Here is a 20,283-nt window from a genome sequence, read left to right as displayed (position 1 = left end):
CACTCGCGAACAGGGGAACGGGGCGGGTCTACACCCTTATCGTCCGTGCGGGGAAGTTCAGGGCGCGAAGGCCCGGATGAAACGACGCGCCGTCTCGCGCGCCCTCGCCTGTACGTCAAACGCGGGCTGCGGGACGCCCAGCACCCCGCGCAGGTGGCCGTGACCGAGGGTCATGCCCGCGAACATCTCCGCCGCCGCATCCGGATCCGGCACCGAAAGCCGCCCCTGCCGATCCTGCTCGGCCAGCCATTTCGACAACCGCCGCAGGCCCTCGGCCGGACCGGCGTCATAGATGGCCAGGGCGATGTCCGGCGTATGGGGCGACATCAGCGCCACGCCCCGCATCGACGCCCGACCGTCGCCGCCGCAGATCTTCACAAGCAGGCCCGCTGCCATGGCCGTCAACACCGTTTCCGGGTCCCCGGCGGTGCGCAGGGGCGCGCTGATGGCGTCCGAGCGCCGGGCGGCCAGCGCCCGTCCGATCTCGGCCTTCGACGGGAAGCGGTTGTACAGGGTCTGGCGAGAGACCCCCGCCTTGCGGGCGATGGCCTCCATGGACACCGCTCCGCCCTTCTCGCTGAACAGCTCCAGCGCGGCCTCGAGGATGGCCTCGGTCTTGGTCTCGTCGACCTGTCCGACGATCCGGGGCATCAGTGGGCGTCCGAGGCGACGGGCGGCGCGCCCGGCTGTTGTTTCACCGGCCTGGCCAGCAGGGTGACGAAGGCCGCGAAGGCGCAGCCGATGGCCAGCATGGCGAAGGCGTCGCCGAACGCCAGCGTCGTCGCCTGCTTCTGCAGCATCCCGTACAGGGCCTTCATCGCCGCCCCTTCCGGATCGATCGAGCCCGCGAACCGCTCCTGCATCGCCGCCATCATGCCCTGCATGCCGGCGTTGGTGTTCTGGACATTCTGGGTCAGCTCGCTCATGTGCGAGGCGGTGTTGGTGGTCAGCGAGGTGTTCAGCAGGGCCAGACCGACCGCCCCGCCGACGTTGCGGAACAGGTTCACCAGCCCGGAGGCGTTCTTGACCATGTGCGGCGGCAGGGTCGACATCGTCACCTGCTGCGAGGCGATCATGGCGATCATGACGCCGACGCCGCGCAGGGCCTGGACCCCGGCGAACTCCCAGAAGCCCCACTGGTCGGTCACCGCATGGGCGTCCCACATGCCCCAGGCGCACATCATGAAGCCGCCGAACATCAGCACCCGCGGATCGACCAGCCGGACCAGCCGACCGGCGAACGGCCCGGTCGCGAACATCGCCAGACCGGACACCACCATGGTGGTCCCGACCTCGGCGGCCGAGTAGCCGCGCACGCGCCCCAGGAACAGGGGCAGCAGGAAGGTCCCGCCGAACAGGGCCAGGCCGACGGTGAAGGTCATCACCACCCCGACGAAGAAATTGCGGTTGGCGAAGGCCCGCAGCTCCACGATCGGGTTGTAGTAGGTCAGGGTCCGCCAGATGAAGATCGGTCCCGTCACCAGGGTCACGACGGTCAGCAGCAGGATCTCGTCGTCGGCGAACCAGTCGTTCTTGGCGCCCTCTTCCAGCACGAACTGCAGGCTCATCAGGAAGGTCGCCATCAGGGCGAGCCCCCACCAGTCGAAGCCCTTGGCCAGCGACGGATCACCCTTGTCGAAATTGGCGTAACGGCTGACCAGAAACAGCACCAGCATCCCGGGCGGGACGTTGATGAAGAACAGCCAGCGCCAGCTCAGTTGTTCGGTCAGGTGGCCGCCCAGCGTCGGCCCGACGGTCGGCGCCAGGGTCACGATCAGACCCATGATGACGCTGGCCGTCACCCGTTGGGCGGGCGGGAAGGCGGTGAAGGCCACGGCGAAGACAGTCGGGATCATGGCCCCGCCGACGAAGCCCTGTACGGCGCGGAAGAAGATCATCTGCTCGACCGACCCGGACAGGCCGACTGCGACGCTCATCAGAATGAAGCCCGAACAGGACAGCAGGAAGACTCGCTGCGTCCCCCACAGCCGCGACAGATATCCCGACAGGGGGATCATCACGACCTCGGGGATCAGATAGGCGGTCTGGATCCAGCTGATCTCGTCCGCCGAAGCGCCGACCCCGGCCTGGATCTGCGGCAGGGACGAGGCGACAATCTGGATGTCGAGGATGGCCATGAACTGGCCGATCACCATGCCCGCGAAGCCGAGCAGCAGGACCGTCCAGTTGACCTGGGCCTCCCCGGTCGCGGGCGGCGCGCCCGCAGCGACGGATTGGGACGTCATGGTTCAACCTTCCCCATCAGGGGCGGATGTCAGCGCGCGGCGGTCTGGACCGGGGCGGCGGCGGATTCAGCGAAGGTCTGGCCGCCCTGGCTCTTCAGATCGACCTTGACCTCGACCGACAGGCCGGGCCGCAGGGCGGCGCCCTCGCGGCGATCCACGCGGATGCGGACCGGGACGCGCTGGGTGATCTTGGTGAAGTTGCCGGTGGCGTTCTCGACCGGGATCAGGGCGAACTCCGAACCGGTCGCGGGCGCGAAGCTGTCGATGTGGCCGACCAGCGGCTCGCCCTTGAAGGCGTCCGCCTTGATCTCGACCGTCTGGCCCAGACGCAGGCGGTCCAGCTGCGTTTCCTTGAAGTTGGCGACCACATAGGTGTCGCCCAGCGGCACGATCGACAGGATGGCGCCGCCCGGGCGGACGTACTGTCCCACCCGAACCCCGCGCGCACCGACCACGCCCGAGACCGGCGCACGAATGACGGTGCGCTCCAGCGCGATGCGCGCCTGATCGACCAGCGCCCGGGCCTGTTCGACCGAGGCGACCGACTGTTCACGGGTCGAGCCCAGCACGCCGGCGGTGCGTTGCTCGGCGGCGAGGGCGGCCTGGGCCTCGGCGACCGAGGCCTGCGCCGTGCGGGCGCTGGCGCGCTCGGTCTCGATGCGCTGTTGCGACACCCAGCCCTGCGCGGCCAGCTGGCCGTAGCGATCGACCTGCTGGCGGGCCAGATCGGCCTGCGCCTGGGCCTGGGCGACCGAGGCGGCGCGGCTGGCGATCAGGGCCTGCTCCTGTTCGGCGCGGGCGTCGACGTTGGCGACCCCGGCTTCCAGCGCGGCCAGATTGGCCTCGGCCTGGGCCAGCTTCACCCTGGCGTCCGCATCGTCCAGACGGATCAGGACCTGCCCGGCCTCGACCCGCTGGTTGTCGGCGACCAGCACCTCGACAACGTAGCCCTCGACCTGCGGGCTGACCGAGGTGGTGTCGGCCTGAACGAAGGCGTTGTCGGTGGCTTCCCACCGTTGCTTGCCCTGCCACCAGACGACCCCGCCGACGACGAGCCCGAGGCCCACCACACCGGCGATGATCAGGGGAAGGCGCTTCTTGACGGCGGGACTGACAGCCATGACGGAACTCGCAGAGGGGGAAGGTGCGATAAAACGCCGCGCATAAATGGACAGTATTGTCCAGAAATCAACTCCCTTGTTTCGGCGCCGCAACACGTCATGTTTCGCCGCGTAAGAGCTGAGGTTTCCGTGTCACTTCCCGCCTCTGTCGATGTCGTGATCATTGGCGCCGGCGCCGCCGGGCTGTCGGCCGCGCGCGCCCTGTCCGGGCAGCCGCTCACCGTCGCCGTGCTGGAGGCGCGGGACCGCATCGGCGGACGTGCCTGGACCCTGCCCTTCCGCGGCGAGGGGCTGGATATGGGCTGCGGCTGGCTGCACTCCGCCGACGAGAACCCGCTGGTCCCCATGGTCGGGACCGCGGGCCTGTCCCTCGATCGCACGCCGCCGCCCTGGCAGAGCCAGATCTTCAACCACGAGATCACCGACGCCGAGATCGCGGATTTCCGCGCGGCGTACGACGCCTTCGACGAACGCATCGCCGAGGCCGCCGCCGCCGGTCGCGAGGGCCCCGCCTCCGCCCTGCTGGAGCCCGGCAACCGCTGGAACGGCCGGATGGACGCCATCTCCGGCGCCCTGAACGGCGCCCGTTTCGCCGAGGTCTCGATCCTCGACTACGACGCCTATCGCGACACCGGGGTGAACTATCGCGTCCGTGAAGGCTATGGCCGCCTGATCGAGACACTCGGCCGCCCGATCCCGGTCGTCACCGACTGTCCGGTGCGCAAGATCGACCGGACCGGACCGGTCCTGCGGCTGGAAACCGACCGGGGCGTCATCGAGACCCGCACCGTCATCGTCACCGTCCCCACCGACCTGATCGCCCGCGAGACCCTGAAGTTCGATCCGCCCCTGCCCGCCCTGATCGAGGCGGCGACCTATGTGCCGCTCGGACTGGCCTCCAAGATGCATATGACGGTCACCGGGGCCGAGGACTTCCCCGAGAACAGCCAGCTGTGGGGCCGCAACGACACCGGCGACACCGGCGGCTATCACCTGCGCCCCTTCGGCCGCCCGATGATCGAGGGCTACTACGGGGCCGATCTGGCGCGCGGGCTCGAGGCCGAGGGCCCGGCGGGCTTCTTCGACTTCGCGGTGGAGGAACTGGTCCATCTTCTGGGCTCCAACATGCGCAGGCGGCTGGAGCCTGTGGCGGCCACCATGTGGGGCGCCGACCCCTGGGCGCACGGCGCCTATTCCCACGCCATGCCGGGCCACGCGGGCGACCGCCTCCAGCTCAAGGCGCCGGTCGAGAACCGCATCTTCCTGGCCGGCGAAGCCACAGCCGAGGCCTTCTACGGCACCACCCACGGCGCCTGGCTGGAGGGCGCGCGGGCGGCGCGGCAGGCTATGACGGCGCTCGGCCTTGATCCGCGACCGCTCCCCGGCGACGAAGAGGCATGAAGCCGCCCGCGCCCAAGCGCCCGAAGAAGCCCGCCCCCAAACGGCCCGCCGTGATGACCGGCGCGGCCATCCCGGTCCTGCGCTGGCCGCCGGACGAGGACCGGGTCGAGACCATCTTCGAGCGGCTGGCGGCGTTCATGCCGGACCCGAAGACCGAGCTGAACTACACCAACCCCTTCACCTTCGTGGTCGCGGTGGCCCTGTCGGCCCAGGCCACCGACGTCGGGGTCAACAAGGCGACCGACAAACTGTTCAGGGTCGCCGACACGCCGCAGAAGATGCTGGCGCTGGGCGAGGAGGGGCTGATCCCCTTCATCAACTCCATCGGCCTGTATCGCGGCAAGGCGAAGAACGTCATCGCCCTGAGCCGCATCGTGCTGGAGAAGCACGGCGGCGAGATCCCGCTGAACCGCGAGGATCTGCAGGCCCTGCCCGGCGTCGGCCGCAAGACCGCCAGCGTCGTGCTGAACGAGATGGGCGTCGAGCCGGCCATCGCGGTGGACACCCACGTCTTCCGCGTCTCGCACCGGCTGGGGCTGGCCAATGCCGGGACACCGGACAAGGTCGAGGCACAGCTGCACCGCATCGTGCCGGAAGACTGGCTGCCGAAGGCGCACCACTGGCTGATCCTTCACGGCCGCTACACCTGCACGGCGCGCCGCCCCAAATGCAGCGCCTGCGTAATCAACGACCTGTGCCCGTCGCGCGCCGGTCTGGCGGCCCTCGGCGAGGCGGCCTGAGCGGGCTGGGTTGAGCCGGACGGTCACCCGTTCGGGATGGCGTCGCTCCCGGCTTCCTCATCCTGACGCAGGCCCGGATCGGTCATGAGCCGGCTGGCGATGGTGTCCAGCACCTTCAGCGTCGTGACCAGTTCGTGCTCCTGCAGACCGTCGAAAATCCGGTTCCGCATGGCGCCCGCCAGGTTTTCGAACGAGGCGAGGGCCGTAACCCCCTTGTCCTGCATGATCACCAGCCGGGACCGGCCGTCCCCGATCAGCCGACGGCGGCTGACCAGCCCGGCGTCTTCCAGCCAGTCGACCAGCCGGGTCACGCTGGCCCCGGTGATCTTCATCCGCTCGGCGATCTCCGAGTGGGTCAGACCTCGCTGGGCGTCCGACAGCACCTGCAGCAGGCTCATCGGCGCACCGGCGTGGCCGGCGCCCCGATAAGCCTCGGCGGAACGCTGTTGCCAACGACGGGCAGCCTGGGATGCGCTGCTCACGACTCTCAGTTGCAGGAGGCTTCGGGACGTAGGCACTGCTCTCCGGGGGGATGCACGTGAAAGGGGGACAGGGGCCGCCGGCCGGGAACCGCTCGGATTCCGACGTTACCTCATACCAATTGATGGGAGAAAAACGAGCGTTTCGCCATGATAAATAGCGAGCTAAGCAACGCGCCCTAAAGGACGGCGCGCACAGCCTCGGCGAAGTTGCGCCCCCCGCCCGGCGCCGAGCCCAGATAGAAGTCCGGCTCGATCAGTTCCGCCTCCATCAGACGCCAGCCGCCATCGGGCGCCTGCGCCATGTCGATCCGGGCGTAGAGCAAGGTCTCATCGATCCCGGCGAGGGTCTTCTGCGCCAGCGCCAGCGCGCCCGCCGGCGGCTCCGGCAGGGCGACGTACTGCCCGCCGAACTGCACCTGGATGCGGAAGTCGCCGCCGACCGGCCGCTTGTTGACGACGTGGCTGAGCTTGCCGCCGAAGAACAGCATGCTGGTCTCTCCCTCCGTCTCGATCGACGGCAGATAGGGCTGGATCATCGCCGGTCCCTCAGGCGCGCCGACCATGGCCTCGCCGCGCGTCAGGCGCAGGGTCTTCCAGGCCCCGCCCGAGACCCGCGGCTTGACCACCACCACATCCGTTCCGAGGCGATCAAAGGCGGCGTCAACGTCCGCCTGGGTCACGCCCTCGACCCAGATCGTCTCGGGCACGGCCACGCCCCTGTCGGCCAGCCGACCCAGATAACTCTTGTCCGAGTTCCAGCCGATCACCCGGGCCGGGTTCAGCATCCGCACCCCGGCCTCTTCCCAGGTCCGGCAGGCCTGCATCCAGCGCGCGTGATCGCGGTGATAGCCCCAGACGATCACCGGCAGGACCAGCGGATAGCCGGTCAGGCCCGAGGCGTCGGTGATGTGGTCGGTCCACGGCGTCGCCTCCACCGTCACATCGGCGGCTTCCAGCGCCTTCGACAGGCGCTCCAGCACCCCGGGCCACTGGCCGGAGTAGGACGGATCGGCGGGGTCGGGGGTCAGGACGGTGATACGGGTCATGCCGCCTGCATAGCCTGACCACGGCCGACACATAAGGCTTTCCTTATGTCTTTTCGGATGACGCGGGCGGCCCGCTCGGCTAAGGGGCGCCCATGACCCAGACCGCCCCCACCTATGACGTCCTCGCCGTCGGCAACGCCATCGTCGACGTCCTGGCCCCCTGCGAACCCGCCTTCCTGGAGGCCGAGGGCCTCGTCGCCGGTTCGATGCAGCTGGTCGACGCCGACCGCAGCGCCGCCCTCTACGCTGCCATGGCCGCCGGGGTCGAAGCCTCGGGCGGTTCGGCGGGCAACACCGTGGCGGGCGTCGGCTCCTTCGGCGGTCGCGCGGCCTATATCGGCAAGGTCGCCGACGACCAGCTGGGCGGCGTCTTCACCCACGACATCCGCGCCGTCGGCGTCCACTTCGACACCCCGGTCCTGACGGGCGGCGCCGCGACCGGCCACGCGACCGGCGTCTGCATGATCAACGTCACCCCCGACGGCCAGCGCACCATGTGCACCTTCCTGGGCGCCGCCAACCAGCTGACCGTCGCCGACATCGACGCCGACCTGATCGGCGCCTCGGCCATCGTCTATCTGGAAGGCTATCTGTTCGACCCGGCCCCGGCCCGCGCCGCCTTCGAGGCCGCCGCCGCCGCCGCCCACGCCGCCGGCCGCAAGGTCGCCATCACCCTGTCTGACAGCTTCGTCGTCCACCGCTGGCGCGCCGAGCTTCTGGCCTTCATCGAGGCCTCGGCCGACATCGTCCTGGCCAACGAAGCCGAACTGACCGCCCTGTTCGAGACGGAAGACTTCGACGCCGCCGCCGCGCGTCTGGCGTCGATGGTCGAGGTGGCCGCCGTCACGCGCGGCGCCGACGGCTCGGTGGTGATCTCGGGCGACCAGCGCGTCGCCGTCCCCGCCTTCCCGGTCGACAAGGTCATCGACACCACCGGCGCGGGCGACCAGTACGCCGCCGGCCTGCTGCTGGGCCTCGCCCGCGGCCTGTCGCTGGAGGACGCCGGCAAGCTGGGTTCGCTGGCCGCCTCGGAAGTCATCGCCCACTGGGGCCCGCGCCCTATGGTCAAGCTGGAGACGCTGGCGGAAGAGGCGGGACTGACACTCCGCTAGGTTCTGGGTTCTAGGGGCTAGGTTCTAGGGAAGTGCGGCGTTCGCCCTAACCCTTGGAACCTAAAACCTAGAACCTCTCACCCCCGCCGGATCGTCACATACAGCGCGCCATCCCCGCCGTGATGCCGCGCCGCCGGGGCGAAGCCTGACACCACCGTCCTGAGCCCGGGCGCGGCCAGCCATTCGTGGACCGAGGCGCGGATGACGCCCGTGCCGCCGCGACGCCCCTGCCCGGTCACCACCAGCACAGAGCGATAGCCCCGCGCCTGCGCGCCCATCAGGAAGGCGGTCAGGGCGTCCTGGGCCTGGAAGCGGCCATAGCCGTGCAGGTCGATCTTCGCCTCGATCGGATCGCGTTCGCGCGACAGGCGGCGCTTGCGGCGCGGCTCCAGCTCCTCGGGTGCGCCGCGACCGCGCACGCTGACCGGCGGCGACGGCGGTGCGACGGGGACGATCGCCGGCTTCGGCTTGACGAATTTCGGCGGCGCTTTCGTCGCCTTGGCCCCCGCTTTCGGAAGCGGCGCGGCCGGCGGCTCGGGTTCCACGGCGCCTGGAATGATCAGCCTGGACTTCCTCGCGACCTTCGGCGTCACCGAGCCCGAGACCCGGGCCCAGATGCGACGGTCGTCGGGACTGAGGTCGTCCCGGCGGCTCATGAGGTCCCGTCGACGTCCTCGTCGGCGCCGCTCTCCTGCGGACCGGGCGTCCAGACCAGCAGGTCGCCCGGCTGGCAGTTCAGTTCGCGGCACAGGGCGTCCAGCGTCGTGAACCGCACGGCCCGCGCCTTGCCCGTCTTGAGGATCGACAGATTGGCCAGGGTCACGCCCACGCGGTCGGCCAGCTCCGTCAACGACATGCGTCGTTCGACGAGGATTCGATCAAGCTGGACGCGGATAGCCATGAGCGCTCTCTACCCGGCGCGCGTCAGGTCGAAAAGGCAGGGCCTTCCGGACGCGCGCCACATCAAATGGTCAGTTCGGATTCGCGGCGCAGGCGCGCGCCCTCGCGGAACACCTCCGCCAGCACGAAGACGACCAGCACCGAGAAGGCGGGGGTGATCAGGTCGAAGACGCTGGGCGGCTCCAGCTCGCCGCGCACCAGACGCGAGACCATGTACTGGCCGATCCAGGCGCCGCCGGTCACCACCGCCAGGATCACGCCGATCTGCTTCAGGCGGCTCACGTTGGCGGGCTGGAAGGGGTCGCCCATGCGCAGGGTGCGGATGATCACCCGCAGGTGGCGCAGGATCAGGGTGAAGCCGCCGAGGTATCCGGTGATCGCCCCCATGGCGAACAGGATGTAGGCGCGCGGCACGGGCACGTTCGTTCCGCCGTCCGCGGTCGTTACGGTCAGACCGATCGGCCCCAGCGGTACGAAAGCCATGAAAATGAAGAGGAGGATCGCGGCCAGGGTCGTCAGGGCCAGGATCCAGAAGGCGGCCCACAGGGCGACGCCGAGCATGCGGGTCATCTGGCCCTGGGCCAGGCGCGGCATCAGACGCGGAAGGCGTAACCCGAGCGAAGACGGTTTCGGGAGACGCATGACGCCGGTCCTTCTCAGGCCGGACGTCGGGGCGCGATCGCCGCGCGGGGTCCGGCGAACCCACGCGCGGTCTTATTAATCGCGATTGTCATGCGGATCGTCAAAGCTCCGTGACCGGGTCGGTCAGAAGAACTGGACGAGGGTCGCGATGAAGGCGGTCGGCATGGCGGCCAGCAGGAAGGCGTTCAGCACGCCGTGGCCGACCTTTTCGACGAAGTAGGAAGCGTTCATGGTGTTCATTGTCGTTCTCCGTTGGTCCTGAGCGAGGGATGTTTTCACCCCTCTTTCGTTGTTCCGCTGCATCGATCTTGCCCATCTGGGCCAGATCGGAGAACGTCGCGGCGTCCGTTCTTGAGATAATAGATAGGACGTGCACCGGGGGAAGTCATGTTACATATCGTTTAACGATATTAAACTTGTGCAATGAAACGTAACAGCGTCGCTTGAGGTCAAAATGCTGAAACTTGTCAAAGGGATGCGCATCGTCGCGGCGACCCACAATCCCGGCAAGGTTCCGGAGATCACCGCCCTTCTCGGCGGACATTACGAGGTGGTCACCGCCGGAAGCCTCAACATCCCCGAACCGGACGAAACCGAGACCACTTTCGTGGGCAACGCCCTGCTGAAGGCGCGCCACGCGGCCGACCTTTCGGGCGAGGTGGCCCTGGCCGATGACTCCGGCCTGTCGGTCGCCGCGCTGGACGGCGCGCCGGGCATTTTCTCCGCCCGCTGGGCCGGTCCGGACAAAGATTTCGCCTTCGCCATGCGCAAGGTGGAGGAACGTCTCGAGGAGATCGGTTCAGATGACCGCCGCGCTTGGTTCACCTCGGCCCTCGCCGTCGCTTGGCCGAACGGCCCCGCCGTGGTGGTCGAGGGCCAGGTCCACGGCCTGCTGACCTTCCCCCCACGCGGTGATCGCGGCTTCGGCTACGACCCCATCTTCATCCCCGAGGGCCAGACGCAGACCTTCGGCGAGCTCGACCCGGCCGTGAAGGATGCGTTGAGCCACCGGGCTCGCGCGTTCGAAAAGCTGAAGGCGGCGCTGATGGAGTAGCGCCGGCGCCTCTCCCTCCCCGCCTCGGGGAGGGATGTCGACGCGAAGCGACGACAGGGTGGGGCGGCTCGGCAAGGCATCCGCGCTCCCGGCGCATGGCCCTCCCCACCCGGCTTCGCCTTCGGCTCAGCCACCCTCCCCGAACGGGGAGGGAGAGACAGCGAGAAGACCTCGGGCTAAACGCCTCCCATGCCCCCCTCCCCCGGCAGCGACGTCGCCCTCTACGTCCACTGGCCCTACTGCGCCCGGATCTGCCCCTACTGCGACTTCAACGTCGTTCGGGACCGGGGCCGGACGGACGAACAGGCCCGGCTGGTCGAGGCCATCCTCACCGACATGGAGGCGCAGGCGGCCCTGACCGGCCCGCGCCGACTGGCCTCGATATTCTTCGGCGGCGGCACCCCCTCGCTGATGAACCCCGCCGCCGTCGCCCGCGTCATCAATCGCGCCCGGACCCTCTGGAGCCCGCGCGGTCCCATCGAGATCACGCTGGAGGCCAATCCCACCGACGCCGAGGCTGACCGCTTCGCAGCCATGGCCGAGGCCGGGATCAACCGCCTGTCCATGGGGGTGCAGGCGCTGGACGACGCCTCGCTGAAGGCGCTGGGCCGCAACCATTCCGCCGACGAAGCCCGCCGCGCCGTGGCCGTCGCCGCCCGCGCCTTCCCCCGCCTGTCCATCGACCTGATCTACGCCCGCCCGGGCCAGACCGTCCCCGGCTGGCGCGCCGAACTGTCCGAGGCGCTGGACCTCGGCTTCGAGCACGTCTCGCCCTACCAGCTGACCATCGAGCCCACGACCGCCTTCGGCCGCGCCTTCGCCCGGGGAACGCTCGTCCCGCCGGACGAGGACCTCGCCGCCGAGCTCTATGAGACGACGCAAGACCTGCTCGAGGCGGCCGGCTTCGACGCCTACGAAGTCTCCAACCACGCCCGGGGCGAGGCCGCCCGCTCCAGCCACAACCTCCATGTCTGGCGCGGCGGCGACTACGTCGGAGTCGGCCCCGGCGCCCACGGTCGCCTGACGCTGGACGGCGTCCGCACCGCCACCGTCGCGCACCGGGGCATCGCCGACTACATCGCCGGCGTCGCCGCCGAAGCCCCATGGGTCGAACGCGACAGCCAGTCCCCCGACGAGGCCGCCGAGGAACGCCTCCTGCTCGGCCTGCGCACCGTCGAGGGCGTCTCTGTCGCCGACCTCGTGGCGCTGGACCTCTCGCCCGACCGGGGCCGCCTCGCCGACCTCCTCACCGACGGCTTCCTGAGCCTCCAGGACAACCGCGTCGCCGCCACCGCCACGGGCCGCCCGCTGCTCGACGCGGTGCTGAAGGCCTTGCTGACCTGAGACTCCCGACACCCTCCAACCCTGCCAATCCATGGCGCCGGACCCTGTCTTCCCGCGCACAGCAGCGTCGCTTCACCTCTCCATTCGCCCTTCAAGCGAATGGAGAGGACAGATCGGCGCGCCGGCGTCGATCAGGAGAGGGCGGCTCGGTGGGGGCCGGAAGAATCTCAAACACCGGAGTCTGCGGGCCGACCGCCGCCCCGTGCGCCGCCCCCTCCTGATCGCTGCGCGATCTGTCCTCCCCATCGCCTTGAAGCGGGCGATGGAGAGGTGAGGCGGCATACGACCAATCCTGACGCACCGACGCGATACACTGCCCCTTCATCAGGGCAGGGAGTCTCGGGATGACAGGGTTTCGGCATTTTTCCCCTGACAGGGCCAAGCCTGTCAGGCACGGTCCCGCCGATGCCTGATCCGTCCGTCTTCCCGCCGACCGCCCCGCCCGCGCGCACCGTAACGCCCGGCCTCTATCTGGTGGCGACGCCCATCGGGAACCTGCGCGACATGACCCTGCGCGCGCTCGACGTGCTGGCGGCCGCCGATCTGGTGCTTGCCGAAGACACCCGCGTCACCGCCAAGCTGCTGTCGGCCTATGGGCTAAAGGCCAGGCTGGAACGCTGCGACGACCACGCCTCCGAACGCGCCGCCGAACTGGCTCTCGAACGCCTCCGCGACGGCGCCGTCGTCGCCCTGGTGTCCGACGCGGGCACGCCGATGATCTCGGACCCCGGCTTCGTCGTCGCCCGCGCCGTGCTGGCCGAGAACCTGCCGGTCCACCCGATCCCCGGCGCCTCCAGCCTGCTGGCCGCCCTTTGCATCGCCGGCCTGCCCGCCGACCGCGTCACCTTCGCCGGCTTCCTGCCGCCCAGGTCGGGCGCCCGCCGCACCGCGCTGGAGGAGCTGCGCACCGCCCGCCAGACCCTGGTCTTCTTCGAAAGCGGCCCCCGGCTCGCCGACAGCCTGGCCGACATGGCCGCCGTGCTGGGCCCCCGCCCCGCCGCCGTCGCCCGCGAGCTGACCAAACTCTACGAGGAGTGCGTACGCGGCTCGCTGTCCGAACTGGCCGTCGACCCCCGGTGCCAGTCGCCCAAGGGCGAGATCGTCATCGTCGTCGGCCCCGGCGAGGCCGAAGTCGCCTCCGAGGCCGACGCCGACGCCGCCCTGACCGAGGCCCTGACCCGCCTCCCGCCCGGCGAGGCGGCGGCGGAGGTGTCGAAGGCGCTGAACCTGCCCCGCAAGCCGCTCTACAAGCGGGCGCTGGAGCTACAGGGCCGGTGAGCCCGAAACGGCCCTCGGACCGCCTCAGGGCGCCGAAGGTCGTGAAGACGCCGCGCGGCTGGCGCGTCAGCCTCGGCAAGCTCGCCCACAGGGCCGGTCATCGCTCCGAATGGCTGGCCGCCGCCCTGTTGATGCTCAAGGGCTACCAGATCCTCGGCTTCCGCCTGAAGACGCGGGCGGGAGAGATCGACATCCTCGCCCGCCGCGGCCGCACCCTCGCTGTCGTCGAGGTCAAGCGCCGCGCGACCATGGAACAGGCGCTTATGGCCCTTCGTTCTGACCAGTATGAACGGCTCCTCTCGGCCGGTCAGGCAGTGTTGCGCCAAAGACCCAGCTTGGCCGGACATCTGTTGCGGATCGATATTGTGGCGCTGGCTCCCGGCCGCCTTCCGCGCCATCGTCCGGGCGTGAACCGGGGGCGGTGATGACACGCGACGAAGCGGAGCTCTGTCTGACGGAGGCCGGACTGGCCGAAGACGACGCCTTCCCCCTGCTGGAGGCGGCGATCGCCTGCGCCATTCACGACTACCCGTTCCGCGATCCTGAGCCGGTTCGCCTGCTGGCCGCCGCCGCCGCCGAACGCCTGTCCGAGCGCATGACGGGCGAAAGCCCTGACGACGCCCTGGCCGAGACCATGGCCGGCGACCTGCGGCTGAACGGTGACCTGATCCACTTCGACCATGTCGGCAACACCGACGTGATCGACGTCGCCGAGCGTCGACGCGGCCTGTCGGCGGCCCTGGCCGTCTTCTACATCGACGCCGCGCGCCGGACCGGCGTGAAGGCCCAGGGCGTCGACTTCCCCGGTCACTTCCTGCTGCGGGTCGAGACGCCCGAAGGCCCCGTCGCCGTCGATCCCTTCAGTCAGGGCCGGCTGGTCCTCCCGTCAGAGCTGACCCGCCGCGCCCTGCGCGCCGGCCTGACGCCCCATGTCGCCGACCGGCTGGATGTGCTGATGGCCCCGGTCAGCGACCGGCAGGCCCTGATCCGCCTGCAGAACCTGCTCTTCATCCGCGCCATCAAGGCCCAGGACTACGAGAGCGCGGAACGGTCCGCCGTCCGCCGCGCCCTGCTGGACCCCGAGGACCACCGTCCGTGGCTCGACGTCGCCGCGGCGCGCGAGAAGCAGGGCGCTCTGGCCGGGGCGCTGGAAGCCCTGTCCCGCGCCCGCTCGCTGGACGACGGCGCCGAGGTCAGCCGCCGCCTGTCCGTCGACCGCGTCCGGCTGCAGCTGAACTGACAGCGCGCGCTCGGTGAGGGCGACGCCGTGCCGGTGATTGGTGGGTGGTCGTTCACCGGCGCTGTCAGGCCAACAACCGGCCGGAGCGGCATCAGCCACCAATCACCGGCCCCGCTCACTGCCCAAAGGCTTGCGCTCCCCGCCTCGGCCACCCATTAGCCAAGCTGCTCCCAACCGGAAGGACAGCCCATGCTGAAGGTCGCGATCCAGATGGACCCCATCGAAGGGGTCAATATCGAGTCCGACACCACCTGGCTGCAGGCCATGGAGGCCCAGAACCGGGGCTATCCGATCTGGGTCTATGACTTCCGCACCCTGGCGCTGGAGGACGGCGTCCTCTTCTGCCGCGCCCGCCCGGTCACGTTGAAGCAGGTCGTCGGCGACCACGTGACCTTCGGCGAGGAAGTGAAGCTGGACCTGTCGAAGGACGTCGATGTCATCCTGATGCGTCAGGACCCGCCGTTCGACATGGCCTATGTCACCGCCACCTATCTGCTGGAGACGGTGCATCCCGGGACCCTGGTCGTGAACGATCCGGCCGAGGTGCGTTCGGCGCCCGAGAAGCTGCTGGTCACCCAGTTCCCCGGCCTGACTCCGCCGACCCTGATCAGCTCTGACCCCGTGGCTCTGGGCGATTTCCACCGCCGCCACGGCGAGGTGGTGCTCAAGCCGTTGCACGGGGCCGCCGGCTCCGGCGTGGTCCGGCTGAAGGCCGACGATCCCAACCTGGACGCCCTGGTCGAGATCCACGCCATGGGCTCGCGCGATCCGCTGGTGATCCAGAAATTCATCCCGGCGGTCTCGAAGGGCGACAAGCGCATCATCCTGATCGACGGCGAGCCGGTCGGGGCCATCAACCGCGTCCCGGCCAAGGATCAGGTCCGCTCCAACCTGCGCGTCGGCGGCACGGCCCAGCCGGTCGAGCTGACGCCCCGCGACCTCGAAATCTGCAAGGCCATCGGCCCGACGCTGAAGGAACGCGGCCTGATCTTCGTCGGCATCGATGTGATCGGCGACTATCTGACCGAGATCAACGTGACCTCTCCCACCGGCGCCCAGCAGCTGCTGCGCTTCACCGGCGTCAACGCCGCCGCCCTGATGTGGGACGCGATCGAGGCCAGGCGCGCCGGATAACAGCGCTCTTGCAATGGTTGCAGGTTCGTGTTTCGTTCTCTCCCGGATAGCGGGAGAGAGCGATGCACGCCAGCGTCGTCACTGTAGCGTTCGAGGGCGTCGACGCCCGTCGGGTGGACGTCGAGGTCCAGCAACTCTCGGCAGATCAGCCGTCCTTCACCATCGTCGGTCTGGCCGACAAGGCGGTGGCGGAAAGCCGGGAACGGGTGCGCGGGGCCTTTGCGGGCATCGGCCTCGCCCTCCCGTCCAAGCGGATCATCGCAAATCTGGCGCCGGCGGACCTGCGCAAGGAGGGCAACCATTTCGACCTCCCGGTGGCCCTCGCCCTGCTGGCCTCGATGGGGGTCATCCCGCCCGACGCCCTGTCGGGTTGGGCCGCAATCGGCGAACTGGGGCTGGACGGACGGATCGCGCCGGTGGGCGGCGCCCTCCCCGCCGCCGTCGCCGCCGACGCCATGGGGCTGGGCCTGATCTGTCCCGAGGCCAATGGCCCGGAAGCCGCCTGGGCGGGCGAGGCGGCGGTGCTGGCCCCGCGCTCGCTGATCGCCCTGGTCAACCACTTCAAGGGGACGCAGGTGCTTCGCCGACCCGAGCCCGGCGCCATGCGAAGCGGCGAGCGCGTGCCCGACCTGCGCGAGGTGAAGGGACAGGAGAGCGCCAAGCGGGCGCTCGAGATCGCGGCGGCGGGCGGCCACAACCTGCTCTTCGTCGGACCGCCGGGCTCGGGCAAGTCGATGATGGCGGCGCGCCTGCCCGGCCTCCTGCCGCCCCTGACGCCCAAGGAGCTGCTGGAGACCTCCATGGTCTGGTCGGTGGCCGGGCTGATCGAGCGCGGGGCCCTGACTCGCGACCGGCCGTTCCGCGCGCCGCACCACTCCGCCTCCATGGCGGCCCTGACCGGCGGCGGTGTAAGTTCTCACCAAGAATGAGAAATCTCGCAGTAAATGCGAAACTGTGGGTAAAGCTGTTGCGCGAGACTGTGGTTTCTTGCTGAACCTGCGTCTTGCGGATGCAGGGTTTTGTGTAGCCGCGCGCCCGGGGCTTAAGGCGTCATCTACCTCTCGAAAGGCCTGCCGTGGCGCGCAAACAGAACCGACGACGTAGGACGAAGCAGAAGCGTCCATCGCGGATTCCCGGCATCAAGTTCGATACACTATCGTTTAAGGGCGAGCCGGACGCGTTGAGGGCGGCCATCCGCGAGGCGGCTGCGGAGAACGTTGCCGGCTTCGAGGCGCGGCTAACCAAGATCCTGGATTTATTCAGGACCAGGAACCCACTGACCGTCCTCTCACCCTTTGGCATTTATGGCCTGACAGGCGTGGCGGGAGCCGATGGCGTTTCGACCACAGGCATGATCAAGAGCATCGAGCAGCATCATGCCGAACTGCTCCAGGCGCTCTTGCTGACTCTCCCTAGGGAGAGCTGGGGCAGGTCATTCTGCACACCTCAGGAGTTGGCGGACCTGATCGATGCCGTGCCAGCCCTGTCCCAGACGGCCTTTTACAAGCGGCTGCTCGAAGGACCCAAGACCTCCGATGGGGAGCCCACGCCGGCCAGCGCGTTGCAGGAGCGAATCCGTCTTCACACCGAGGCCGTGCGGAACTGGGGCTACTATGGTGAGGTCAAACGCATCTCCACCGAGCTGTACGGGCCACTGGATGCGCCTATGCGAGCGGCAATCGGTTTCGGCCCCACGGACCTAATCACGGTGGCGGACGCTTTGGTCCAAGCACTCAGCGACCGCGCGGGGGACTGGTGGAAAGCGCTGGCGCGCACCCTGCGGGGCGGCACGGCCAAGCAATTGGTCAAGGAGTACTATCGCAACTTCCCCGACCTCGCGGGTACGCCGGAGGAGCTCATCGCTAACCTGCCGCCGGCAATGACCCGCGAGGGCATGCTCAGCTACATCATGTGGCACGCCGAACTTCGCCTGCCGGACCTGATGAGCCATTCGGCGGAAGAGGCGGCCACCCTTGCCGGGGTTTCAACCTCCACAGCGGAAGCGGTGCTCAAGGCTCTGTCCCTTGAGCCCGGAGCTTTGCAGGCGACCCCGGTCGACCACCTCTTCCTCGGCAACCCGGTCTGGACCCGCCCGATGGTCGACCTAGGTGATCGCTACTACGCCAGTCTGCCCCAAGCCGTTTTCAGCCACATCCATGAAATCGTGCGCACCCAAGCCGAAGCGGCAGGCCTGACAAAGGCCTTGAATGAAGCGCGTGCGAGCTATCTTGAGCGCGAAGTCGAGCGACTGACGCGCAAAGCCTTTCCGGCCGCAGTTGTTAGCGCCAACGCCAAATGGCCGGCTGATGGCCGTGACTATGAGACCGACGTCCTGGCTGTCATCGATCGCACGGTCCTGATCCTGGAAGCTAAATCGCACCACCTGACCGGCCCCGGTCTGAGAGGCGGGCCAGATCGCATGCGCAGGCACATCAAGGAGTTGGTCGTAGAGCCTTCGGTCCAGTCGGCTCGCCTAGCGGAAATCATCGCTGCCGCCAAAGCCGGAGACACGACGGCGGCGGCGGTGGCGAAGAGCCTGGGCATCGATGGTCGTTGCGTGGACACCGTCATCCGCCTCTCTGTCACCCTCGACGACTTCTCAGTCCTCGCCACAGCCGAGCCCGAACTGATCGAAGCCGGCTGGGTGCCGCCGGGGCATGTGCTGGCGCCGACGATCCACCTCGGCGACCTCATCTGCCTGACGGAAATCCTCGAACGTCCTGCGCTGCTTCTCCACTATCTCCAGGAGCGCTTCCACCTGCAGAAGTCCTTCAATCTGATGGGCGACGAGCTGGATTTCTTGGGCCTGTACCTGTCGACGGGCTTCGGATTGAGCGGGCTGGACAGAAACGCGATGTTTAACCTGTCCGGCCTGTCGAAGCCGATCGACGCCTATTTCATGGGGCTCGACGCGGGCGCCACTGTGCACAAGCCGAAGGCCCAACTCCACGCCGAGTTCGCGGCTATCGTTGACCGCCTAGCCGAGACGCGACCAAACGGTTGGACTACCACCAGCCTGGACATCCTTGCAGCTGCACCCTTTGACGAGCAGAGGGCGGTCGACGTGAACCTCCGAGCCCTGCGCAACGCTGTGCGAAAGCAATATCGGGAAGAGGGCCACCTAAGCTGTCTTGTCCTCAAGCCAGGGGAGGATCGAAAGGCGGCGGTCATGTTCCATCTCTTCCCCGAAGCCTTGCGTGAAGGACGGCGAGACCGGATGTCTCAACTCGCTGCGCAGACTTTGAGTGAACTCGGCTGCGATCGATGCGTGGTTATCGGCCGCTCGATTGATCGTTGGACGCAGCCCTACGACTGCATCCTGCAGGCCTCCAAGAGCGAAGCATCTGGGCGTGGCTCCAACCAAACAATGACAGACTGAATGCAGCCGAGCTGGCCGCAACCCGCTTCTGGATCACCGTTCCCGTCGCCTGTGGCGCCGTCAGCCACACATCCGCCGGTCAATCCCACCTCACCTGGCCTGCAGCGTCTCCCGGATCGCTTCGATCTCCTTTTTTCGAGCGCAGAGGAGGACTTGCCGTATCGCAAAGCTCTTGAAGAGCCACCGACCGTGTTGCCGTAGGCGCTCGAAGGCGTCATCGGCCTCATATTCGTCGGCCGCGGCCATATCGACCTGTTGAAGAGCTGCTGCCGCCGCTCCCCACGCTGCGCGAGGATCTGGTAGCGGGCTGTCGCCGACGAAGATTTCGCGAAGGCGGGCAGACATGAAGTCCGACAGGCGAAATGGCCCACCGTCAATGGCGCTTGGCGAATGCCAGCTCACCTGGTCGCCGGAGGAAGCGAACGCGTAGTAGTGATTGTGCGAGGCCACCCTCTCATGGGGTGCTATTGAGATGTGATTGCGCAAGAACGGCTGTCGATCAAAGCGGCTGAGCCACCCGGTCGCCGGATAGCCATGCCAGATCGTCGTAGGACGCCAGTCCCAAGGGTGATCGAGCAGTCTCGGCCCGTGACAAAGCTCTTCGTAATAGCGGTCTCTGTCGAGGTAGAGCGGCGCAACATACACGGCGTAGCTCGTCTGCGGCTGGTGGTGGGCCAGCAGAAGATTGTGCTGCAGCTCATGGGCTCCATCCGCCTTCTTGCGGAGCTGGAAGTATAGCGTGGGATCGTCAGCGAGTTCGTGACGTCTACGGAATCGTCTGATGCCTTGAAGCGGGCTCTCATTTGCCCGACGGGCCAGTGTAAGGCTGGTGAGAGGCCTTAGCCCTTGGGACTTCTTGAACTGAAGATAGACGGGAACAGTCACGTCGCAGAGTCGATCGGCCCCGGTCGCCTGCTCGTTGACGTCCAGTAGCCTGAATGGAAGGCCCTGCGCGCACCATCCGAGATAGGTTGCGACGTCGGCTTCGATTTGCCGTTCGCTGAGGTTGCTGTTGATGATGTACGACGTCACGGACTGCCCCCCGGTCTCGGGGGAACACCATGATCTCGTGCGGCCTATGCTCACGATCTGTCCGCCCACGCGCGACGCTAGCACGTTCAAATGACCAAACAAATCTAGCGCGAACGCCCCGAGCGCCGTTGG

19 protein-coding genes and 1 pseudogene are annotated in these 20,283 nt (G+C 68.3%); 11 read left to right on the top strand and 9 right to left on the bottom strand.

What is annotated here, in order from left to right; all coding sequences use genetic code 11:
- Nucleotides 1-57: 57 nt before the first annotated feature.
- The 3 genes from VGE03_RS15680 to VGE03_RS15670 are packed head-to-tail and all read right to left on the bottom strand — an operon-like array spanning nucleotide 58 to nucleotide 3,367.
- A complete protein-coding gene (locus tag VGE03_RS15680; protein ID WP_331047407.1) occupies nucleotides 58-651 on the bottom strand; it encodes a TetR/AcrR family transcriptional regulator in 594 nt (197 codons plus the stop codon).
- Nucleotides 651-2,246, bottom strand: coding sequence for a DHA2 family efflux MFS transporter permease subunit (locus tag VGE03_RS15675; RefSeq protein WP_331047406.1), 1,596 nt, complete (start codon nucleotides 2,244-2,246; stop codon nucleotides 651-653). Before VGE03_RS15675 ends, VGE03_RS15680 begins: the two co-directional genes overlap by 1 nt.
- Nucleotides 2,247-2,275: 29 nt before the next feature.
- Entirely contained in the window at nucleotides 2,276-3,367 is a 1,092-nt protein-coding gene (locus VGE03_RS15670) for an HlyD family secretion protein (RefSeq protein WP_331047405.1), read from the bottom strand.
- Nucleotides 3,368-3,496: 129 nt separating this feature from the next.
- Here VGE03_RS15670 and VGE03_RS15665 point away from each other — a divergent pair, with 129 nt between their 5' ends.
- Together VGE03_RS15665 and nth are read left to right on the top strand one after the other, a co-directional pair.
- A complete protein-coding gene (locus VGE03_RS15665) occupies nucleotides 3,497-4,768 on the top strand; it encodes an NAD(P)/FAD-dependent oxidoreductase (protein WP_331047404.1) in 1,272 nt (423 codons plus the stop codon).
- On the top strand, nucleotides 4,765-5,508 hold the full coding sequence (gene nth / locus VGE03_RS15660) for an endonuclease III (RefSeq protein ID WP_331047403.1): 744 nt from the start codon (nucleotides 4,765-4,767) through the stop codon (nucleotides 5,506-5,508). Before VGE03_RS15665 ends, nth begins: the two co-directional genes overlap by 4 nt.
- A 23-nt stretch (nucleotides 5,509-5,531) precedes the next feature.
- Here the strand turns inward: nth and VGE03_RS15655 are convergent, their stop codons facing one another.
- Together VGE03_RS15655 and VGE03_RS15650 are read right to left on the bottom strand one after the other, a co-directional pair.
- Nucleotides 5,532-5,990 carry a MarR family winged helix-turn-helix transcriptional regulator gene (locus VGE03_RS15655; RefSeq protein ID WP_331047402.1) on the bottom strand — a complete coding sequence of 153 codons (459 nt, stop codon included), beginning with the start codon at nucleotides 5,988-5,990 and terminating at the stop codon, nucleotides 5,532-5,534.
- A 176-nt stretch (nucleotides 5,991-6,166) separates the two neighbouring features.
- On the bottom strand, nucleotides 6,167-7,036 hold the full coding sequence (locus VGE03_RS15650; protein WP_331047401.1) for a transporter: 870 nt from the start codon (nucleotides 7,034-7,036) through the stop codon (nucleotides 6,167-6,169).
- 92 nt (nucleotides 7,037-7,128) lie between these two features.
- Between VGE03_RS15650 and VGE03_RS15645 the strand changes: the two genes are divergently transcribed.
- The gene (locus tag VGE03_RS15645; RefSeq protein ID WP_331047400.1) at nucleotides 7,129-8,148 is read left to right on the top strand and encodes an adenosine kinase; all 1,020 of its coding nucleotides are present in this window, start codon (nucleotides 7,129-7,131) and stop codon (nucleotides 8,146-8,148) included.
- Nucleotides 8,149-8,225: 77 nt separating this feature from the next.
- On the opposite strand, the gene VGE03_RS15640 is transcribed toward VGE03_RS15645, so the two are convergent.
- The 3 genes from VGE03_RS15640 to VGE03_RS15630 all read right to left on the bottom strand — a co-directional run bounded on the left by VGE03_RS15640 (nucleotide 8,226) and on the right by VGE03_RS15630 (nucleotide 9,690).
- Entirely contained in the window at nucleotides 8,226-8,804 is a 579-nt protein-coding gene (locus tag VGE03_RS15640) for a Smr/MutS family protein (protein WP_331047399.1), read from the bottom strand.
- Nucleotides 8,801-9,049 carry a helix-turn-helix transcriptional regulator gene (locus VGE03_RS15635; RefSeq protein ID WP_331047398.1) on the bottom strand — a complete coding sequence of 83 codons (249 nt, stop codon included), beginning with the start codon at nucleotides 9,047-9,049 and terminating at the stop codon, nucleotides 8,801-8,803. Before VGE03_RS15635 ends, VGE03_RS15640 begins: the two co-directional genes overlap by 4 nt.
- A 62-nt stretch (nucleotides 9,050-9,111) precedes the next feature.
- Nucleotides 9,112-9,690: a DUF2975 domain-containing protein gene (locus VGE03_RS15630; RefSeq protein ID WP_331047397.1), complete on the bottom strand. Its 579-nt coding sequence runs from the start codon at nucleotides 9,688-9,690 to the stop codon at nucleotides 9,112-9,114.
- Between the two features lie 454 nt (nucleotides 9,691-10,144).
- Here VGE03_RS15630 and rdgB point away from each other — a divergent pair, with 454 nt between their 5' ends.
- The 8 genes and pseudogenes from rdgB to VGE03_RS15590 all read left to right on the top strand — a co-directional run bounded on the left by rdgB (nucleotide 10,145) and on the right by VGE03_RS15590 (nucleotide 19,119).
- The gene (gene rdgB, locus VGE03_RS15625) at nucleotides 10,145-10,744 is read left to right on the top strand and encodes an RdgB/HAM1 family non-canonical purine NTP pyrophosphatase (protein ID WP_331047396.1); all 600 of its coding nucleotides are present in this window, start codon (nucleotides 10,145-10,147) and stop codon (nucleotides 10,742-10,744) included.
- A 189-nt stretch (nucleotides 10,745-10,933) separates the two neighbouring features.
- Entirely contained in the window at nucleotides 10,934-12,088 is a 1,155-nt protein-coding gene (gene hemW / locus VGE03_RS15620) for a radical SAM family heme chaperone HemW (RefSeq protein ID WP_331047395.1), read from the top strand.
- 405 nt (nucleotides 12,089-12,493) lie between these two features.
- Nucleotides 12,494-13,366 (top strand): 16S rRNA (cytidine(1402)-2'-O)-methyltransferase, encoded by an 873-nt coding sequence (gene rsmI, locus VGE03_RS15615; RefSeq protein WP_331047394.1) that lies wholly within the window; start codon nucleotides 12,494-12,496, stop codon nucleotides 13,364-13,366.
- Nucleotides 13,363-13,791 (top strand): YraN family protein, encoded by a 429-nt coding sequence (locus VGE03_RS15610; protein WP_414644978.1) that lies wholly within the window; start codon nucleotides 13,363-13,365, stop codon nucleotides 13,789-13,791. The genes rsmI and VGE03_RS15610 overlap by 4 nt, the downstream gene beginning before the upstream one ends.
- Nucleotides 13,791-14,606 carry a SirB1 family protein gene (locus tag VGE03_RS15605; RefSeq protein ID WP_331047393.1) on the top strand — a complete coding sequence of 272 codons (816 nt, stop codon included), beginning with the start codon at nucleotides 13,791-13,793 and terminating at the stop codon, nucleotides 14,604-14,606. The genes VGE03_RS15610 and VGE03_RS15605 overlap by 1 nt, the downstream gene beginning before the upstream one ends.
- Before the next feature lie 189 nt (nucleotides 14,607-14,795).
- On the top strand, nucleotides 14,796-15,740 hold the full coding sequence (gshB, locus tag VGE03_RS15600; RefSeq protein WP_331047392.1) for a glutathione synthase: 945 nt from the start codon (nucleotides 14,796-14,798) through the stop codon (nucleotides 15,738-15,740).
- A gap of 62 nt (nucleotides 15,741-15,802) precedes the next feature.
- A pseudogene (locus VGE03_RS15595) lies at nucleotides 15,803-16,648 on the top strand (ATP-binding protein); the annotation flags it as partial.
- Nucleotides 16,649-16,815: 167 nt separating this feature from the next.
- A complete protein-coding gene (locus tag VGE03_RS15590) occupies nucleotides 16,816-19,119 on the top strand; it encodes a hypothetical protein (RefSeq protein WP_331047391.1) in 2,304 nt (767 codons plus the stop codon).
- Between the two features lie 90 nt (nucleotides 19,120-19,209).
- Here VGE03_RS15590 and VGE03_RS15585 read toward each other — a convergent pair whose 3' ends face one another.
- A complete protein-coding gene (locus VGE03_RS15585) occupies nucleotides 19,210-20,151 on the bottom strand; it encodes a hypothetical protein (protein WP_331047390.1) in 942 nt (313 codons plus the stop codon).
- Nucleotides 20,152-20,283: the final 132 nt, after the last annotated feature.

The sequence above is a fragment of the Brevundimonas sp. genome (assembly GCF_036400995.1).
Taxonomy (GTDB): Bacteria; Pseudomonadota; Alphaproteobacteria; order Caulobacterales; family Caulobacteraceae; genus Brevundimonas.
This window is presented reverse-complemented; position numbering and strand designations above follow the sequence as displayed.

What these genes read in the sequence shown, in the direction of transcription:
- VGE03_RS15680 (WP_331047407.1), bottom strand. Translation starts at nt 651, where the DNA reads ATGCCCCGGATCGTCGGACAGGTCGACGAGACCAAGACCGAGGCCATC.
- VGE03_RS15675 (WP_331047406.1), bottom strand. Translation starts at nt 2,246, where the DNA reads ATGACGTCCCAATCCGTCGCTGCGGGCGCGCCGCCCGCGACCGGGGAG.
- VGE03_RS15670 (WP_331047405.1), bottom strand. Translation starts at nt 3,367, where the DNA reads ATGGCTGTCAGTCCCGCCGTCAAGAAGCGCCTTCCCCTGATCATCGCC.
- nth (WP_331047403.1), top strand. Translation starts at nt 4,765, where the DNA reads ATGAAGCCGCCCGCGCCCAAGCGCCCGAAGAAGCCCGCCCCCAAACGG.
- VGE03_RS15650 (WP_331047401.1), bottom strand. Translation starts at nt 7,036, where the DNA reads ATGACCCGTATCACCGTCCTGACCCCCGACCCCGCCGATCCGTCCTAC.
- VGE03_RS15645 (WP_331047400.1), top strand. Translation starts at nt 7,129, where the DNA reads ATGACCCAGACCGCCCCCACCTATGACGTCCTCGCCGTCGGCAACGCC.
- VGE03_RS15640 (WP_331047399.1), bottom strand. Translation starts at nt 8,804, where the DNA reads ATGAGCCGCCGGGACGACCTCAGTCCCGACGACCGTCGCATCTGGGCC.
- VGE03_RS15635 (WP_331047398.1), bottom strand. Translation starts at nt 9,049, where the DNA reads ATGGCTATCCGCGTCCAGCTTGATCGAATCCTCGTCGAACGACGCATG.
- VGE03_RS15630 (WP_331047397.1), bottom strand. Translation starts at nt 9,690, where the DNA reads ATGCGTCTCCCGAAACCGTCTTCGCTCGGGTTACGCCTTCCGCGTCTG.
- rdgB (WP_331047396.1), top strand. Translation starts at nt 10,145, where the DNA reads ATGCTGAAACTTGTCAAAGGGATGCGCATCGTCGCGGCGACCCACAAT.
- hemW (WP_331047395.1), top strand. Translation starts at nt 10,934, where the DNA reads ATGCCCCCCTCCCCCGGCAGCGACGTCGCCCTCTACGTCCACTGGCCC.
- rsmI (WP_331047394.1), top strand. Translation starts at nt 12,494, where the DNA reads ATGCCTGATCCGTCCGTCTTCCCGCCGACCGCCCCGCCCGCGCGCACC.
- VGE03_RS15605 (WP_331047393.1), top strand. Translation starts at nt 13,791, where the DNA reads ATGACACGCGACGAAGCGGAGCTCTGTCTGACGGAGGCCGGACTGGCC.
- gshB (WP_331047392.1), top strand. Translation starts at nt 14,796, where the DNA reads ATGCTGAAGGTCGCGATCCAGATGGACCCCATCGAAGGGGTCAATATC.